This window comes from Planktothrix sp. FACHB-1365 (assembly GCF_014697575.1).
Classification (GTDB): domain Bacteria; phylum Cyanobacteriota; class Cyanobacteriia; order Cyanobacteriales; family Microcoleaceae; genus Planktothrix.
In genome coordinates this window covers 48,445-67,114 of sequence record NZ_JACJSC010000025.1, presented here as the reverse complement: position 1 = coordinate 67,114, position 18,670 = coordinate 48,445, and the positions used below count along the sequence as shown (strand labels likewise).

17 protein-coding genes are annotated in these 18,670 nt (G+C 38.9%); 6 read left to right on the top strand and 11 right to left on the bottom strand.

Annotation, left to right across the window (positions count from 1 at the left end):
• Nucleotides 1-136: 136 nt before the first annotated feature.
• The 4 genes from H6G57_RS21720 to H6G57_RS21705 all read right to left on the bottom strand — a co-directional run bounded on the left by H6G57_RS21720 (nt 137) and on the right by H6G57_RS21705 (nt 3,294).
• Nucleotides 137-655, bottom strand: a complete 519-nt coding sequence (locus H6G57_RS21720; protein WP_190522399.1) for a DUF3172 domain-containing protein — start codon at nt 653-655, stop codon at nt 137-139.
• Between the two features lie 522 nt (nt 656-1,177).
• Nucleotides 1,178-1,597: an adenosylmethionine decarboxylase gene (gene speD, locus H6G57_RS21715; protein ID WP_190522456.1), complete on the bottom strand. Its 420-nt coding sequence runs from the start codon at nt 1,595-1,597 to the stop codon at nt 1,178-1,180.
• A gap of 86 nt (nt 1,598-1,683) precedes the next feature.
• Nucleotides 1,684-2,739 (bottom strand): pentapeptide repeat-containing protein, encoded by a 1,056-nt coding sequence (locus H6G57_RS21710; protein WP_190522396.1) that lies wholly within the window; start codon nt 2,737-2,739, stop codon nt 1,684-1,686.
• A gap of 255 nt (nt 2,740-2,994) precedes the next feature.
• Entirely contained in the window at nt 2,995-3,294 is a 300-nt protein-coding gene (locus tag H6G57_RS21705) for a hypothetical protein (protein WP_190522394.1), read from the bottom strand.
• 303 nt (nt 3,295-3,597) lie between these two features.
• Here H6G57_RS21705 and H6G57_RS21700 point away from each other — a divergent pair, with 303 nt between their 5' ends.
• Nucleotides 3,598-4,653, top strand: a complete 1,056-nt coding sequence (locus H6G57_RS21700) for a glycoside hydrolase family 10 protein (protein ID WP_190522392.1) — start codon at nt 3,598-3,600, stop codon at nt 4,651-4,653.
• Nucleotides 4,654-4,740: 87 nt separating this feature from the next.
• On the opposite strand, the gene H6G57_RS21695 is transcribed toward H6G57_RS21700, so the two are convergent.
• Nucleotides 4,741-5,583, bottom strand: a complete 843-nt coding sequence (locus tag H6G57_RS21695) for a class I SAM-dependent methyltransferase (RefSeq protein ID WP_190522390.1) — start codon at nt 5,581-5,583, stop codon at nt 4,741-4,743.
• Between the two features lie 103 nt (nt 5,584-5,686).
• On the opposite strand from H6G57_RS21695, the gene H6G57_RS21690 reads away from it, so the two are divergent.
• From H6G57_RS21690 to H6G57_RS21670, 5 genes are all read left to right on the top strand, one after another.
• Complete coding sequence (locus H6G57_RS21690; protein WP_242049056.1) at nt 5,687-7,189, top strand: glycosyltransferase family 2 protein; 1,503 nt, start codon at nt 5,687-5,689, stop codon at nt 7,187-7,189.
• A 265-nt stretch (nt 7,190-7,454) separates the two neighbouring features.
• Nucleotides 7,455-8,249: a calcium-binding protein gene (locus H6G57_RS21685; RefSeq protein ID WP_190522388.1), complete on the top strand. Its 795-nt coding sequence runs from the start codon at nt 7,455-7,457 to the stop codon at nt 8,247-8,249.
• Nucleotides 8,250-8,355: 106 nt separating this feature from the next.
• Nucleotides 8,356-9,303: a HEAT repeat domain-containing protein gene (locus H6G57_RS21680; RefSeq protein WP_190522386.1), complete on the top strand. Its 948-nt coding sequence runs from the start codon at nt 8,356-8,358 to the stop codon at nt 9,301-9,303.
• A gap of 21 nt (nt 9,304-9,324) precedes the next feature.
• Nucleotides 9,325-11,652, top strand: coding sequence for a tetratricopeptide repeat protein (locus H6G57_RS21675; protein ID WP_190522384.1), 2,328 nt, complete (start codon nt 9,325-9,327; stop codon nt 11,650-11,652).
• 2 nt (nt 11,653-11,654) lie between these two features.
• A complete protein-coding gene (locus H6G57_RS21670; protein ID WP_190522382.1) occupies nt 11,655-12,137 on the top strand; it encodes a hypothetical protein in 483 nt (160 codons plus the stop codon).
• A gap of 13 nt (nt 12,138-12,150) precedes the next feature.
• Here H6G57_RS21670 and H6G57_RS21665 read toward each other — a convergent pair whose 3' ends face one another.
• From H6G57_RS21665 to H6G57_RS21640, 6 genes are all read right to left on the bottom strand, one after another.
• Nucleotides 12,151-13,476, bottom strand: a complete 1,326-nt coding sequence (locus H6G57_RS21665) for a hypothetical protein (protein WP_190522380.1) — start codon at nt 13,474-13,476, stop codon at nt 12,151-12,153.
• A gap of 95 nt (nt 13,477-13,571) precedes the next feature.
• Nucleotides 13,572-14,798 carry an SGNH/GDSL hydrolase family protein gene (locus H6G57_RS21660; protein ID WP_190522378.1) on the bottom strand — a complete coding sequence of 409 codons (1,227 nt, stop codon included), beginning with the start codon at nt 14,796-14,798 and terminating at the stop codon, nt 13,572-13,574.
• Complete coding sequence (locus tag H6G57_RS21655) at nt 14,795-16,009, bottom strand: SGNH/GDSL hydrolase family protein (protein WP_190522377.1); 1,215 nt, start codon at nt 16,007-16,009, stop codon at nt 14,795-14,797. Before H6G57_RS21655 ends, H6G57_RS21660 begins: the two co-directional genes overlap by 4 nt.
• Before the next feature lie 3 nt (nt 16,010-16,012).
• Nucleotides 16,013-16,177 (bottom strand): DUF5989 family protein, encoded by a 165-nt coding sequence (locus H6G57_RS21650; protein ID WP_190522375.1) that lies wholly within the window; start codon nt 16,175-16,177, stop codon nt 16,013-16,015.
• Nucleotides 16,177-16,590 carry an SxtJ family membrane protein gene (locus H6G57_RS21645; RefSeq protein ID WP_190522373.1) on the bottom strand — a complete coding sequence of 138 codons (414 nt, stop codon included), beginning with the start codon at nt 16,588-16,590 and terminating at the stop codon, nt 16,177-16,179. Before H6G57_RS21645 ends, H6G57_RS21650 begins: the two co-directional genes overlap by 1 nt.
• A gap of 60 nt (nt 16,591-16,650) precedes the next feature.
• Nucleotides 16,651-18,582: a carbamoyltransferase gene (locus H6G57_RS21640; RefSeq protein ID WP_190522371.1), complete on the bottom strand. Its 1,932-nt coding sequence runs from the start codon at nt 18,580-18,582 to the stop codon at nt 16,651-16,653.
• Between the last annotated feature and the right edge of the window lie 88 nt (nt 18,583-18,670).

Below are 18,670 nucleotides of genomic sequence, written 5' to 3'. Positions count from 1 at the left end.
TACGTTAATCTAATATTTGGCTATAGAAAAGAAAATAATAACATAATGCAAAGACGCGCCTATATTTGCCAAAAGGCTATTAGCGCGTCTCTAAAATGGATTGGATCTGAAAACCTGTTATGAAACCCAATACTGCTTAAAATCGTTCTGTTTCTGGTCGGCTAGGTGCGGGAACAGCCCCCGGTTGATTAATAAACAGGTTAGCTGCACTATCATTTTGATAAATACAGTTAATCGTAGGATTATTTTCTAATTCTCCGGTAAATCCAAAGGTATTCATCCGTTGTTTACAATCTCGCTCTTGCTGATTATTCAGGAGATTCCGTTGTTTTAAAATCGCCCAGTTACTCGTGCGGAGAACACATCCGGGTTGGAGTTTCGGTTGCGTTACATAAACATTGAAGGGGTTAAGGGTGACAAAGACACGCAGATCCGTTACCATCGCACTTGCACCAAATTTAATACAGGTTTCGGTACTCGGCGCATTGCGGTCAATAAATTGACTGGAGGCGACGTTTTCTGGGGTTAAGGTGGTTGTGGAACTAATTGCAATCCCAATCCCAATTCCCAGAATCAGTACCCCGCCAATCACTGCTAAAGCTGTGTAATTAAAGAGTGAAGGTTTAGCAGGTGCCATTTTGGTTCTACGTCTCATATTAACTCAACAGGGTTGAAACACTCAAACTAGAGTAGAGTATATATTAGGGGTCGAGGGGGGCTTTGCAACCCCCAACTCCCATTCAGAACCGTGAAGAGCGACTTTCACCGCACACGGCTTAAGAGTCTATTTGACAGGAACGTCTCGCACAGCTTCTTCATGTTAACATAATTCAATATATCTAGGGGCATAACTTCCCCTGCATCGTGTTTCATCTGTTGTCTGAAGACGCTGAGTTTCCACACTCCCATCTATTTTTTTATGAATGTTGAATTCAACAAACAATGGCGGAAGGAAAACCCTCCGCCAAGATTGAGTTTGAAGTTGTGAATGTTGATGCAACTTTCAAAGAATGAGTCACTTCACTGTGTGACTGTAAGGAGGGTTGAAGACAGGAAATGTTACTTCTTTGTTAAGTTTAAGGATTCTTCAACTCAATTTTGAGGAGATGCCAAAACTAACGAAAGGACGAAGAACAAAACCTATCTTGATTTCATTCCGATGACCGATGGACGGGTTTTAACCGCGAGTTCCAGTCTCAACTAAAGTTGCTAAGGATTCTTCACTAATTGAATCTGGAATTTCAGTGTCTTCGGGTTCATAACCACGTTTAAATTCCCGGAATCTTACCTGTTTGGCTTGAAGCGCGGTTTCTAGAAATTTAATGGCTCGCTGAGGATTTCCTTTTCCACAAAAGAACAAGTCAGCAGCGAAATACCCCAGTTCTGGCCAAGTGTGGATAGCAATGTGAGATTCAGCCAAAGTGGCTGTTGCAGTTACTCCGTGAGGACTAAACTGGTGTACGCATAAGTCGATGAGGGTAGCCCCTCCAGCAGAAATTGCATCAAGTATCGCGCGACGGATGCGTTCAGGATCGTTCAGAAGTTCTGCGGGACACTGCCAAGCGTCAACGACCAGATGAGTTCCCAATTGTTTCATTCTGTGTGGTTTTACCTCCACCCTATAGTGTCTCAAACTTGACTATCATATCATACATTTTGAGAATTTGTGCAAAAATTTAATCCTTAAGAATAGGTGGCTCCATTGGGAAGAATCGCTCCTTCCAAGGTGGCTTCATTCAGGTTAACAATACCCAGACTCGCGCCGATGAGGTTGGTTTCACAGAGGTTAGCCCCGGTTAAATTAGCTCCCTTGAGAGAGGTCAACAGGAGTCCAGCCCCGGTCAGATTGGCATGACTGAGGTTTGCACCCCGCAAGTCGGCTTCTAAAAGGGTCGCCCCTTCTAAGTTTGCCCCACTGAGATTAGCGCCGCGTAAATTGGCTTGAGTCAAGTCGGCGTGTCTCAAATCGGCGTTATGTAAGCTCAAACCGTTTAAATTCGTATTTTGGAGATTCGCGTCCTGGAGATGGCTTCCATTGAGGTTGGCTCCGTTTAAGTTCGCGCCACTTAAATCAGCCCCTTGTAAGTTAACCCCCGTTAAATTAGCAACACCCAGATTAGCTTCTCGCAAACTGGCTTCGCTGAAATCTGCATTCACCAGATTAGCACCACTGAGGTTCGCTCGGTTAAGATGCGATCGCACAAATTTAGCTCCCGTTAAATTCGCACCACTGAGATCGACTTCACTTAAAATTGTTCGGGTTAAATTCGCCCCACTTAAATCAGCACCGCTTAAAATAGCTCGGCTCAGGGTTGCCCCCACCAAAATTGCATCGGTTAGTTTACAACCGTTGAGCAGACAAGCTGAAATTAAACTCGCAGAGGTCAGATTAGCACCCGTCAAATCACTATGAGATAAAATTGCCCCACTCAATAAGACACCACTTAAGTCAGCATGGCGTAAAATGGTATCGGTCAGACTGGCACCACTGAGATTAGCTTCAACTAAAACGGCCATTGAGAGGTTAACTTGACTCAAATCAGCGCCATTCAGGTTCGCTCCAATCAATCGAGCGCGAGATAAATTGGAGCCTTGTAACGTAGCATTACTGAGGTTAATGCGATTGAGCTTAACGTCTTTTAGGCTTGCCGCTATGAGATTAGCAGCACTAAAATTCCTTTCTCCTGTGGCATATCGCGTTAACAACTTATGGGCATCGATAATTTCACTGGCCTTCATAAAAAATGAACGATTTAGTTTAATGTGTTAATAGTGGAAATTCACCCTGAATCGCTTTTAGTGCAGTTCATGGCAACGAAAAAAATGCAAAATAGACGTTGAAACCTTAGAAAAAAACAAAGGTTTTTGGTCAGTTAGGATGGAAGATTGAGCCCGAATGATCTTGAGTATAAATTCTTGATCGGAATTTAATTGTATCGGGCTTTGCTCCTCGGCTTTATCCAGGTGAACGGCTGATCATAGAGTGAGTTCAGCTTAACTTGTATCACCTGCAATCCGAGTGTATTGTTCAATTAATCTCCAAACAATTGCTGAACAAAATTTCTGAAAATAATCCTGTGGCTGAAGTGGAACATTCCCCAAACTTTCAAAAACAACACAAGAGCGAAAATGTAGAGCAGTCGTAGCGACGGGTTGACCCGGATGTTTTAGGGATAAGCTAAAACTCGATAAATTGACGAAGCTTGAGTCTAATGTAGATTTCAGACGAGTATAACGGGCTAGATGTCTACCCCGAAAGAGATTCCTCCATCGCTGTTGATTTGGGATATTCATAAAAGCAGTTTGAATCCTCAAACCCTAACAACCCGTTCTTCCTAATCGCTGACAAGCTAGGCATAATTGCCGTCTTGACCTGTGCTAGGGGGTTCATCTGGGCTAGGATTTGGGAAAACTTATCTTTTCACCTCGATCCGTTAAAATTGCCTCTTAGTTAAACATAATAGCTGAAAACTTAACTAGGCAAGGTAGGTTTTTTCAATTCCGTTAGCTCTGAGGCAGGTTAAAAGTGCTGATTACTCAATCAGTATCCCGAAAAACCTGACTATTAAGATAAAGTGCGATTATGTAGGAGATTCTATGGAAGTTCGTGGTGTCTGGTTAACGAATACCGATAGTCGAGTCATGTTTTCTCGACAGACCATTGCAGAAGCGATGGAGTTCTTGGCGGAAACGGGCTTTAATGTTGTATTTCCGGTGGTTTGGAATAAAGGCGTGACGTTGTATCGCAGTCAAGTCATGGCTCAAGCCTTTGGTGTGGAAATCGATTTTTATGTTAAGGGACGTGACCCCCTGCAAGAGGTGATTGAGGAAGCTCATCGAGTGGGGTTAAAAGTCATTCCTTGGTTTGAATTTGGATTTGCTAGTTCTTATCAACAAAATGGCGGTAGAATTCTCGCTCAAAAACCGAGTTGGTCAGGTATTAATTCTACAGGAGGATTAGTTGTTAAAAATGGCTTTGAGTGGATGAATGCTTTTGACCCAGACGTGCAGGATTTTGTTCTCAGTTTGGTTTTAGAAGTTGTTAGAAAATATGATATTGATGGCATTCAAGGAGATGACCGGATGCCCGCCATGCCTTCGGAAGGAGGCTATGATCCAAAAACGGTGGCTCGTTATCGGGCAGAATTTGGCCGTCAACCTCCAACCTATCATAAAGATCCCCAATGGGTACAATGGCGAGCCAATATTTTGACCAATTTTTTAGTGCGTTTACGTCGAGACGTGAAAGCGATTAAACCCCATTTATTAATTTCAATGGCTCCGAGTATTTATAAATGGGGTTTAGATGAATATTTACAAGATTATATTGCCTGGATTGATCAAGATTTAGTCGATTGGATTCATCCTCAATTATATCGGCGCAATTTTTGGAGTTATAAAGGGTTAGTGGATCAATTGGTGGATGTTCAGTTTAGAGATTGGCAATTACCTAAACTTTCTCCAGGAATTTTAGCAAAAATTGGTTCCTATTGTATTACGACCGATGACTTATTAAAAGCAATTGATTACAATCGATTTAAAGGGGTACAGGGAGAGATATTTTTCTTTTATGAAGCCCTCAGACAAAATAATAATGCCTTGGCGACAGCGTTGAAAACAGGCCCCTATAGGACTCCGGCGAAATTGCGATAATTAGAGTTTTAGGGTCGGGTGCGTGCGCCCTACAGACGCAGCACCCCCTATCCCCAAATTAGAGATATGAATGATGATTTTTAAATTTCAAATCAACTCAAAACCCAAGACCCAATAACGTAACAAATTTAAGCGACTTACCAGTTCTATACTCGCTGTGATATTCGCAGAGTCCTGTTTCCCAACTTGCTCAAAAAAACGGCGAACGATTGGGTAGGTTGGCAGTGTATTTCGGGTAATATCTTCTTTCAAACTCAAGTTAAATCCCGTTGCTTTTGCTAGTTTTTGATAATCACTGATGGTCAATTCACTATCTACTTTTCCGTAAGTTGAACGGATAGAAGAATTATCTATAGTGCGTAAAAATTTGTACCAATGATAAAAGATTGCGTTGGGTACAAAATCAGAAATTGCTAACCGTCCATGGGGACGAAGTACGCGCTTAACTTCCTTAAAAAAGGCTTCTCGACTGGGAAAATGAAAAATACATTCCACAGCTAAAACGACATCAAAAGATGCGTCTGCAAATGGAAGATGACAAGCATCTCCTTCGACGAATTCAATCTGGTTATTCTCACGGGGTTGAACTTCTTGTCTGGCTCTTTCTAATTGTCGAGCATCAATATTTAAACCGACTAGCTGCATCTGATTAAAGTTCTCATTCAAACTGGCAATTGTGCCGCCAAAACCACATCCCGCATCCAGTACGCGATAGCCATCTTTGACTTGAGCGGCTGCATAAACTTGCTGGGATAATTGTTCTGCTGCGGCGGCAAAATCTGCAATTGACCCATCAGCTTTGGCTGGATTTTCCCAGTAACCCCAGTGGACATGACGACCAAATACTTGTTGTGCATCTGTATCGCCCTCGGCGAAACGTTCTAGTAGAATATCAAAATAAGGTAGAGAAATCTTAGGAGTTTGGATCATGGATAGAGTTTAGCTACAAATCGTTAGTTCTGATTATCCCATTTATTGGATTAAATAGGGACTATTTTCTCTTTGAGTGTTTAGTCAGTTATTCTAAAGTTGTATGTTAAAAAATTTAGATTTAGAAAAAATTCAGTTATCGGTAATTATTCCCTACTGGAAACAGAGGGATTTTTTATTAGATTTTATTACAGATTTAGAATACACGATGGAGGTGGATTATGAAATTATTATTTTAACTTTAGGTCAGGGCAATTTATTGAGTTTTGAGTTAGAAGATATTCGGAATTATTTAGAATTGCAAGGTCATCAATTTTTGGGGTTTGAACCTTCCCAGACAGCAGAAACTATTTTTAACCAAGCTATTTCAAAAGCAAAAGGGAAGTATATTATTTGGATACAATATCCGGTAGTATTTTTCTCTGAAGGGTTACAGGAAGCGATTGAAATTTTAGATAATCAGTTAGAAATTTGGGGAGTTTATAGTAATAATCAATGGGATTTAGAGCATTTAAATCTAGGTGAAAAACCAGAAATTCAAGGAATTTTTAGAAAATCAATTGGGGAAACAGAGATTATTTCACAAGAAAGTTCAACAATTACAGAACCGTTTGATTTTAAATTAAAATTAAAAAATAATCAAAGCTATAACAAATTTTATTATCTGAATCAAAAACTATATAAACTTAAAATAAATGATTTTTTTGAATCAGAAAATCAAAGGTTCAAAGTTCAAGAATTATGTTTAGTGAGTGTTTGTATTCCCACTTATAATGGAGAACAATTTATTGCTGAAGCAATTTCTAGTGTTTTATCTCAAACCTATTCTGCAATTGAATTAATTATTTCTGATGATCATTCTCTCGATCAGACTGTAGCGATCGCTCAATCCTTTCAAGAACAAACCACCATTCCCATTTCTATTTTAACCCATAACCCTCTCGGACTTGCACAAAATAGTAATTTTTGTATTGAACACTCTCAAGGGAAATATATTAAATTTCTCTATCAAGATGATATTTTACTTCCAAATTGTATTGAAAAAATGGTAAGTTTAGCAGAAATTGATCCAGATATTGGATTAGTATTTTCACCCAGAAAAATGTTTTTTCTAAATCAAGAGAATATCGATTTAGATCTCATAGCAGTGTATCAAGATTTTGCTAATTTACATCAAAGTTGGTCAAAGTTAAATTCGATTCAATGGGGAATAGAACTCCTCAACGATCCCAATTTATGGGAACATCCTATTAATAAAATTGGGGAACCTAGTACCGTATTATTACGGAAATCAATCTTTGAAATCATCACAGGTTTTGACCCAGAATTAAATCAGTTAGTTGATTTAGATTTATGGTGGAGAATATTAGGACAGTTTAAAGTCGGTTTTGTGGAAGAAACCTTATCTTATTTTCGTCTCCATCTTCACCAAAAAACCTATGAGAATATGCAGCAAGATCAAGCAATGGATCTCAACTTTTATCATAAAATTTACTCCCATCCAGATTATGATTTTTTTTCACCGAGTTCTCGTGAGCAAGCCTTCTTGATCTATGATTTCATTTTAAACAATAGGGTTGATTCGGTTAAAAATTATAAAGATTGATAAACCTTTTAACCCAAGGGCGGAACAATTGTTAGAATGGCACTGTCTGGGTATTCAAGTCAGCCCTAAAGCCCATAAAAATAGAAAGAGTTGACCGATTCAATATCACCCTCTGTAATCATTTCGCCTCTTCCTCTAGGTAGAAAGGGATCAGAATTTTAACACACATCAAATAAGATGATTAGAGCATCTGGCTAATATTTTTTAACTGTGTTAAAATTACTTGAGATCACTCAAAGATTCAAGATTTAGGACTGTTTTAACGATGGCTAATTTTCTGACCCCCAGCACTGTTCCCGGCTTATTTGCACTATTAGGAAGCCCTCAAGATGATAATATTATCTTATCTTCCAGCCAAGTTTCTGCCTATCGAGATGGCATCCTATTATTGGCAGGAAATGATAATTTACAAGCCATTAATCTGAGCGATAATCTCTTAGTGAATGGGAATCAAGGCAATGATACCCTCGTTTCAGGTAATGGATTTGATACCTTATTTGGAGGTCAAGATAATGATCGAATTTTTGCTGGGTCTAATAATGATTTAATCTTCGGAAATTTAGGCAATGATACCCAAGAAGGCGGATTAAATGCGGATTCCCTTTATGGCGGTCAAGGCAATGATACCCTCTATGGTGACGAAAATAATGATCTCCTGTTTGGAGATGTGGGAAATGATATTGTAGATGGGGATGCGGGTGTTGATACCTTAACGGGAGGTTTAGGACTGGATACCTTTATTTTTGACCCCGGTGAAGCGAGTTTTCTGGTACGAGATGTTGATGAAATTCGCCAATTTGAAGCTGGAACTAGCGTGTTAAATGGAGATAAAATTGCAGTACCAATAGGAACAGCAATTGATCCTAATTCCTTACTTCGAGACCGCTTTGATTTGTTACCCCAAGACAATGATCTCAATGGCGATGGATTGAATGATATCATCGTAGAATTATTAGATGGGCGAATTTTGGGTGTTGTGATTAATGATGGGTTCTTACCTGCTCAATTATCTCTCGATTTAGATTTTGTTTTTAGTAACAATTTTGACTTTAATTTATAGTAGGGAACAGGGAACAGAGGGAAAAGACTTTTTTAAGGGTTTGAAACCTGGTTGATGTCTTAACTTATACTTCGAGTGCTGTATATCCAAAAACCCAGGATTTTTTATGGAAACCAACACCAAATTTAATGGGTTTCGTTCCTCAAAATTAGCATTATTATGTCTATCAATAATGTTATTATTTGCCGGAAAAGCCCAAACTCAAGTCACAGCCACAACGGAAGTAATTGATCAATTGCAAAAATTGACCGATACTAACCGACAAAACCGTTTAGAGGCGATTAAAACCTTAAAAACCTTGGGTTCTCCGGCTATTCCAATTTTGGTGGAAGCTCTAACCGACGACCAGGAGAGTATTCGCCGGGGTGCCGCCTTTGCATTAGGGGCGATGGGCCGTGAGGGGGTCGATGCCATTCCAGCGCTGCTATCAGCCTTGAAAGATCCCGTATCTGCGGTTCGCATGGATGTTGCAGTCGCCCTGAAGCAAATGGGTACAGCATCTCCAGAAGCCTTACAGCAAGCGGTTCAGGAGTTAACAGTAGCATTAAATCATCCTGATACTGCCGTGCGTCAGGGGGCAGCCTTTGGGTTAGGAATTGTGGGTGCAGAGGCGACGGATGCCATTCCTCCGTTAATTTTGGCCTTAAAAGACTCCGATGAGCAAGTGCGGCTGGCGGCGGCTATTGCATTGAAGCGCATGGGGTCTGCGGCGGTTCCCGCGTTGAAAGAGGCTTTAAATGATCAGGATATGGGGGTTCGGGCCAGGGCTGCGTTTGCTTTGGGGAATATTCAGGCGTCAGGAATTACGGGGGTGACAGCAGCCCTGCAAAATAGTGATCGTCAAATTCGTCAAACAGCGGCGCTGACCTTGGATGAACTGACTTCTAACGAGTTAGCTCAGATGTCCAACAGACCGGGAGTGCGTCCCCAAGGAAATCGACCCCAGATGAACCGACCTCTGGGAAATCGACCTTTGGGAAATCGACCCCTTATGAACCGACCGGGGACTCGTCCTCGACCCCAAGGAAATCAAATCCGTCCCAGACGTTCTTAATTATTTTTGGGTGCGTGTGCTATGGGCTTACGCACCCTATTATTTATTGATATGAATGATCAGGGATTAACGATTAAGAATCAATGCTTATACGCTGAGGCGTTGGCATTAGAACAGGCTGGATATCTTCAGGAAGCTGAAGCCAAGTATCAGCAGCTTTTAGAATTAGATGAAAATTGTGCTGAGGGATGGGATGGGTTATCGAGAATTTATTTTGATCTCGCTCAATATGATGCTGCGTTGGATGCTTTGGACTGTTGTTTAAGATTAGATGGAACTCAAGGTTATCACTATTATCGTTTGGGTTTAATTTGGGAAAAACTGGGGAATATTACAGAAGCAATTATAGCTTATCAAACGGGAATTGAGTTAGATGCTGATGCCAGTGATGGCTGTCTAAAATTGGGGGATATTTGGGCGGAATTGGGGGAGTTAGAATCGGCTGAATTGTTTTATCAAAAGGCAATTGAACGACAACCCTATGAAGTTACAGGTTATTTAAAATTAGGAAACCTTTTTTTAGGAAAGAATCAAGATCTCGATGCGATCGCAATTTATCAAACGGGGTTAAATCTCTATCCCCATGATTCTGATTTATTATATCAGATGGGATTAGTTTTAACCGTTCATCAAAATACAGAGAGTGCTCATTTATATTTTGGGTTGGCGGCAGAATCTCAACATCGGTATGAAACAGCCATTCAATTTTATCAGACTGTTTTACAGAATTCCGGGGGAAAGGTTGAGATTTATTTAAAATTAGGAACCTGTTACCAAAGGTTAGAACAATGGCAAAAAGCAGTTAATATTTATGAACAAGGTTTACAACAATTTCCTGATGAGATGGAATTGTATTTGGCTTTAATTTCAGCTTGGCAAAATTTAGGAGAGACTCAGAACGCTTTGCAAATAGCTCAACAAGCAATTGTTCGATTTCCGCATCAAATTTCTGTTAAATTGGCTAAACAATCTTTACTCCCGATTTTATATAATCAGTTTGAAGAAGTTGAAGCATACCGTCAATTGTTTACTCAAGAATTAACGTCCTTAATTGCAGAAACAGATTTAGAAAAATTAGAGGTTAGACAACAGGCGTTAACGGCTATTGGCAGGGGAACTCATTTTTATTTACAATATCAGGGATATGATGATTTAGAGTTACAACAACAGTATGGAAAATGGGTTTATCGGGTGATGAAAGCCAATTATCCTGAATGGGTAAACCCTTTATCTTTACCGCCTTTGAAGCCTAATCAAAAAATAAAAATAGGATATATTTCTCCTCATTTAACTTGGCATACTGTGGGATTAGTATTTTTAGGATGGTTGAGAAATTGCGATCGCAGTCAATTTGAGATTTATTGTTATTTTACGGGGGAAGAAGCCGATCAAATTACAGATTTGTTTGATCTTTATAGTGATCAATTTTATCATATTAATAGAAATTTAGAGACAATTGTTGAACAAATTTTAGCAGATGAATTAGATATTATTGTTTTTTTAGATATTGGGATGTGTCCCCAACTCACCCAAATCGCAGGGTTACGACTAGCACCGATTCAATGTGCCGCCTGGGGACATCCAGTAACAACAGGTTTACCAACAATTGACTATTTTATTTCGGCTGAATTTTTAGAACCTAAAGATGGTGAACATCATTATTCAGAAAAGTTAATTCGTTTACCTAATTTAGGGATTAATTATCCTAAAAGTATATTACCAAAAACTCTAAAAAATCGTTTGGATTTTGGATTAAAACAGGATGTAATTTTGTATTTATCCTGTCAATCTTTATTTAAGTATTTGCCTGATTTTGATCGTTTATTAGTAGAAATATCAAAACAAGTTAAATCGGCTCAATTTGTGTTTTTAGCCCATTGGAATCCTGCCATTACTGAAAAGTTTAGACAACGGTTAAAACGGATATTTGCTAAAGCGAGTTTAGACATTGATGAATATTGTATTATTTTACCCCGTTTAGATAAAGAAGATTATTTACAATTAAATACCCTAGCGGATATTGGCTTAGATTCCATCCAATTTACAGGATTTTTAACAACTTTAGATAGTTTATCCTGTGGTCTTCCCCTGGTTACTTGTGAGGGGAAATGGATGAGAAGTCGTCAATCTGCGGGAATATTACAGCGATTAGGAATTACTGAAACCATTGCCCAAAATCGAGAAGAATATATTAAAATAGCAATTGAGTTGGGTTTAAATCCAGACTGGAGATTAGCCATTCAAGAAAAAATTAAACAGAATATAGAAAAACTCTATGAGGACAAAAGTTGTGTACAAGCTTTAGAGACTTTTTATCAACAAACTGTTCACAGTCTTAATTGTTTTTAATGATGAGTCAAGCTATTTTAGTCAATTTAAGAGAAGCATTTTTTAATGCACCTGGATTTTGGCAAAGTCGATTTTTAATCAAAACCGGAAATTGGTGTAAATTAGTCGAAGGTTTAGATAAAAGTCGCACCGATGGCTATTCTATTTTAGGCGGTTTTGTGAATCAATGTGATCAGTTATCCACACAACAACCGGGATTATACTTATTTTGTGAAAAGAAAAAACAAAAGCAGAATGGGACTGAACGATTATATACGTTATTTATCTTAGAACCCGATGGAAGTGTAGAAGTTTTAAATGAGTTAAAAACCGCTAGTAAAGATTGGGGAGTCCAATTATGGCCTGAAATCGATGCTTATTTTATTCGACAACAAAATTCTGGAGAAAAAAGAAGACAACAATTATTACAAGAAATTCAACAATTAGAGTTTGAATTAAAGCAACGTCGGTCTGAATTAGCAGCTTTAGAGCGAATTGAAGATTAAAAAATATCGATTTCTAGGGAGTTGTCTGATTTTTGAAGACATTAAACAGAGAATCAGCAACAAAATTCGATAAAATTGTCTCCCCTGATTTATTAAAATGGCAACAATTATCAATATAAACGGGTTCTTGAACACTATCGAGAATAGATACCCCATTAAAAAATTGGACGTTATTGGCTTTGAGTTCATCCACTTTTTTTAATAAGAAAGGATATCCTTTTTTAATAGAATCTTTATAAGGACTATCCTCACTAAAGGCAATTTTCTTTTCAGCCTCGCTAAAGACTCGTTTTGTCGGATAATATTGATTGGGTTGTAAAATATGAAAATAAGGAATATTATTGGCAGCTAAAACTTGATGAATTAAAATCGAAGTTTCAGCCCAATTATTGGTAATGTCTTGGAACACTTCAGCATCGGGTAAAACGTGATCTTGCATATAAAAATAAATCACACTTTCTGCACTGCCATCCTCAGAGGGTTGCTGACGATACCGTTCAAAGCGGGCAACATCTCGACGATAATCTTTAACTAATTCCTGAACATACAAAGACATCACAACATGACAGGAAGCTAAGGGACAATTTTTTAAGGTTTCTAACGCATTTTTGAGTTTAGGTTTATTATCTTTAATGCTTAATAAGGCTTCTAGGGCTTTTGTAGATAGGCTGTTATTGGCTAAACCTGTTAAGGCTTGAACATGGGATGCGCTGGGCATCGCAAAACTCAATTTCTGTTGATTATTAATACTTGCTAAGGCAACTTCATTAAAGCCATCAATATTAACCACGAAATCAAATTTTTGCCCTAAAGATAGCATATAATTTAATGTAAGTAGCTGTTGAGGCTGTTTATATCCTCCAATCGCTAGGGATATAATAATTAATTCTTTATCTTTAAATTGAGGTAATTTTTGGAGTTTGGTTTCTAAAATTCTATTTTGAATTTCATAAATCGAATAGTTAGATGCAACAGAACCTCCTAATACCCCAACAATCACTTGATTAGGATTCGTTTTTTTGTAGGGATAATCGTAGGGAGAAATAAACCCATAATTATTATACTTAAATCCGGGTCTAAAATCCGGGCCTGGTTTTTGAACATATCCAAAATACGGATGTAATCGTTCAACGACAGATTCGTTAACTCTAACTCCTTCTAAATTAATTCCTAAATTTTGAACATCCTCTGAACGGTCACGGGTATAATAAAGTTTTTGATGTTTAAAATAATAAAAAATTAAGGAACCCATTTCTAAAAAAACGAATAATACAACTAAGTTAATTAACGCAATTTTTATACCTTCTTTGGCTTTAGGAAAGAATTTAAAATTTTTCATGGTAAGATTGAGAACGTTAAAAGAAAAAAATTAAGTGTTTTTTGAGGGAATAAAGGTTTATTATATAATAAATCCATCCCCATTCCCTTTGAATTTTATTTTTGAGGGCTTGGGGATTGACCCATCAGCCGTTGACAGACTTCACTTGCGATTAATTCCCCGGCTTGGCGATTTCCTTCCCGGTTCCAATGTCCGCCACAGGCTTCAGCATTTTTAAATCCATGTAAGCAGACTCCTGTTTTTTCGGCTTGCTTTTGTAAGGGTTCTGCGAGTCGGAAAACGGGGAATCCTTCTCGTTGTCCTAGGGCATAAATTCGTTTATCAGGATAAAAAATATCCTGAATTTGATGAGCTTCCATAAATTTCTGACGTTTTTTAGGGTCAGGTTGAACTTGAAAGGAATCACTCACCATTACCACCATAAAATCCTTGCCTTTTGCCGTCACTTCATTTTTTAGTAAGGTGACTAATTGTTCTGTAATCTTCCAAGCTTGTTGCCAGTTTTGATCAGGAGGTTCTTTATAAAAATTAATATCGGTTTGTTCATAATCTTTTTGTAATTGACGACGTTTAGATTCTATCTCGGCTTGTCGAATAAGCTGTAAAATTCGAGAATTAGCGATTAATTCATAAGGCAATTGATCCAGTTTTGAAAATGTATAATAATCCCGTTCAAGACTGGCAGGATTTAAGGTTCTAAACGATAAATCTTCCACAAGTTGACCATTTTTTTCTACAAAATAGGGACGCAAATGATCATGCTCTAACGGACGATAATTATTTCTAATATCGTTACCCGGATAGAACCCCAAAATCACTAAATCTGGCGAAAATTGTTGTGCATGATGTCGCCATGTCATTAACTGTTGAGCAGTTCCATAACCTTGAACAGAAAAATTTAAAACTTCAACGGTTTTGCCTTTTAAAAAGGGACAACTTTTGAGTTGAGATTGCATTACCGAGGCGGCGGTTTTTTCCAGGGGAACTTGTAACGCTTCCATAAAAGAATCCCCTAAAATTGCAACTCGATAACTATTGGCTGGCTTTTCTAAAGTTCGTTCATAATCCCGCATTCCAAACCCATTCATTTTTAATTCTGACGCTTCTCCTTCTCCCCGCCAAACGGTTTTAGCATTGGGTCGAGGCGACCAACCTCGATAGGGATCTTTAACGGTATAAGCTAAGGCTTCTGAGTCGGGGGGAAGGGGGGGCGGATATTTAATTCCCGCAACTCGCAAGGCAATTTCACCTAAAATAACGGCTAGGATTAAACTGCCAAAAACTAAACTTGTATTGAGAATTAAAGATTTCAAAACTTTCATAATCCGTTATCAGTTTTACACAATTGATTTGTAATTAATTCTGCGGCTAAATGATGTCCTTTTAAGTTCCAATGTCCCCCACAAAGGGTATTATTTTTTTCAAATCCATGTAAGCAAACTTGATTTTGTTTAGCATAAGCTTGAAAATCGGGAGCTAGGTCTAAGACGGGAAAATTGTTGCGTTTTCCAATGTTTTTTAATTGTTCATTGGGATAATATAAATTATCAATTTTATTAGAGACTTTAAAAAATTGTCTTGTGGCTTCATCTTGATGAACTTGCATCGGATCAGCAATCACCATTAATAAAAATTTAGCTCCTTTGTCTTTGACTTCCTGAGCCATTAATCTGAGGAGATCTTCAGTAATTTGCCAAGCCTCTTTCCAGTCAGGATCTTGAGGTTCTCTAAAGGTTGTTACACTTAACTGATTTGAGTGTTTAACTAAATTGTTTTTACGATATTCTAGTTCGGCTTTTTTGGCAACTTGTAAAATTCGAGAATGGTTGACTAACCAATCAGGAAGATGATCAACCGTTGTAATTAAATAGCGGTTACTATAGCCCATAGGTAAGTTGCGGAAGGAAAAATCCGGCTCTAACTGACCATTTTTATAAACAAAAAACGGCCGATAATAGTTGTTTTCTAATTTTCGAGAATTATCAATCACATCATTCCCAATAAAAAAGGAAACAATTACTAAATCCGGGTGATATTTCCCCACTTTTTCTCGCAGGGTAATTAATTCTTGGGCTGTTCCATAGCCATCCACTCCAAAATTGAGCACTTCAATATTTTTTCCCTTGAATTTCGCACAATTACCCAAGGTTTTTTCTAAAACTGAAGTATAGTTACTGTTAGCAGGAACTTGGGAGGCTAAGGTAAAAGAATCCCCTAAAACTGCAATCCGAAAGGTATTTTTAGGTTTAGCGATCGCATATTCTTGATCCCGTAATCCATCGCTATTAATTTCAACGTAGGATTCCCCTTCATACTGCCACCATCCTTTTGCTCCGGGTCGATTTGACCAGCCTCGATCAAGATCAGATTGAGTAAAAAAGGAGGGAGAAAAAACTGCATGACTAGGTTCAGGAAGTTTTTTTAATCCCTCAATTTTGGCTAACCTTAAACCGATTTCTCCAATGGCAATCCCTAGGACTAAACTACTTAAAGCCAGCCCTAGATTTACTGCCCATGCTTTCCACTGCCCCATCGTTTAAAACAAGGTATAAATAAAGGGTGCGATCGCAGAACCGTGACTGAGAACAATCAACGCCCCTAATAAAACCAATGTAATAATTAGAGGCAATAACCAATACTTTTTGCGTTCTTTCATGAACGCCCAAATGTCTTTTAAAAAATCTAATGTTGCTTCAAACACTAGAACGGTCGCTCCATACTTTCTTTAGGTCTGACTTTACTCGCAACCCGATAGGTTGAGAGATTAGGGTTAAATTGACGCTGCATCGCATCAGAACCGAATAGGCGTTTAATAAATCCCATCGGAGCCATCATAACGTAAAAGACGACACCGAGAATAATCTTACTGTTAATTGCCCCCATGAATAACCCAAATTTCATCCACAGGTGATACACCGGATTTAAGGTTTTAGGAGAGATTAATGCCCAAAGGATGAGGATGGTTCCTAATACCCAAGGCCAAGTTCGCGGCGGCCAATGTCCGAGTAACAAAGGCAAAACAACACCAAATAAGCCAATAATAATGGCTCCGGTTGTTAATCCAAATTCGCGTAATCCTTTCGCGTCAAGTTGAGGAATATCGTGATCAGTCATAATGTTGATTGAAAGTTTATTAACAGAACTGATAACTGATAACTGATAACTGATAACTGATTAATCTAATTCAAATTCTTTTTGCCAAGAATCATCTTTTTCCCAAGCGGTTTGTTCAGTTTTGGCTAACAGGAAATTCTCTAAAACCAGATAATCCATTTCGGTTCGCATAAAGCAACGATAGGCATCTTCTGGACTGCCCACAATGGGTTCTCCCCGCACGTTAAAAGAGGTATTAACAATCACAGCACAGCCCGTGCGTTTTTCAAAATGATGGATTAAATCGTAATAGCGAGGATTCGTTTCTTTGTGAATGGTTTGTACCCGTGCGGAATAATCAACGTGGGTAATTGCTGGAATTTCTGAACGAGGAACATTGAGTTTTTCAATCCCAAATAATTGTTCCTGTTCCGGGGACATAGGAATTCTTAAATCCTCTTGAACCGGAGCCACAATTAACATATAGGGACTGGGGCGATCTAATTCAAAATAATCAGAAACTCGTTCCGCCCTCACCGATGGGGCAAAGGGTCGAAAAGATTCTCGATATTTGATTTTTAAGTTCATCACCGACTGCATTTTTTGATTGCGCGGATCACCAATAATTGAACGTCCGCCTAACGCCCTCGGCCCAAATTCCATTCGTCCTTGGAACCATCCGACCACGTTTCCATCGGCTAAAATTTCCGCTAAACGGGGCATTAATTCCACATCATCTAACCGTAAATATTTCGCACCAACAGTATCTAAATATTCCTGAATTTCCACCTCGCTAAATTTCGGCCCCAGATAGGAACCTTCCATATAATCTAAGCGTTTTTGGGTTGTTTTTAGGGCAACAACAGCCGATTTTAAACCCGCACTGGTTTCTAATAGTTTTTCAGCCGAAATATCAAGGGCGAGATCCGTTTCCACGTTACGAGGTTGTTGATGATATTGATACCAAACGGCTAAGGCAGCCCCTAACGCCCCTCCCGCATCTCCAGCAGCCGGTTGAATCCAAATATCTTTAAAGGGGCCTTCACGCAAAATCCGGCCATTAGCAACGCAATTCAGGGCTACACCCCCGGCTAAACAGAGGTAATCAACATTTAATTCTTTCTGAACGCTACGGGTCAGACGCAAAACCACTTCTTCAGTGACAACTTGAATAGACGCCGCGATATCCATTTCCCGTTGACTAATGGGGGTTTCGGGTTTACGAGGCGGGCCACCAAACAGTTGATCAAACTTAGTATTGGTCATGGTTAGACCGACGGCATAATTAAAATATTCCAGATTTAATCGGAATGTACCATCGTCTTTTAAATCAATTAAATGGGTGAGAATTTTATCAACATAAATGGGTTCACCATAGGGTGCTAATCCCATTAATTTATATTCGCCAGAGTTAACTTTAAACCCTGTATAATAGGTAAAAGCGGAATAAAGTAAACCTAAAGAATGGGGAAAATCAATTTCCCAAACGGGCGTTAAACTATTACCTTCCCCTAACCAAACAGAAGTTGTCGCCCATTCTCCCACGCCATCTAAACACATCACCGCCGCTTTTTGGAAGGGACTGGGAAAGAAGGCAGAAGCCGCATGAGATTGATGATGTTCTGTAAATAATAATGGGGGAAGTTTGGCTTTTTTAGCGCCTGCGATCGCGCATAATTCTTTTTTTAATACAGTTTTTAGGTAAAGTTTTTCTTTTAACCAAACAGGCATGGCTTTCATAAAAGAACGAAACCCGCGCGGTGCGTAGCTGAGGTAGGTTTCGAGGAGTCGCTCAAATTTTACCAGGGGTTTATCGTAAAAAACGACTTGATCAATTTCAAAAAAGGTGATGTTGGCTTCCTGAAGACAATAGCGAATGGCGTTGGCTGGAAATCTAGGGTCGTGTTTTTTGCGCGTAAACCGTTCTTCCTGGGCTGCTGCCACAATCTTACCATCACAGACGAGCGCCGCAGCGCTGTCATGGTAATAAGCTGAAATTCCAAGTATGTTCATTGACATCTCCTCACCAGGCGCAGTCGGGCCTGTCTGTGATCATAAAGAAATAATCAAGAGATTATAGCGTTAAGTGGACAATCTGCCA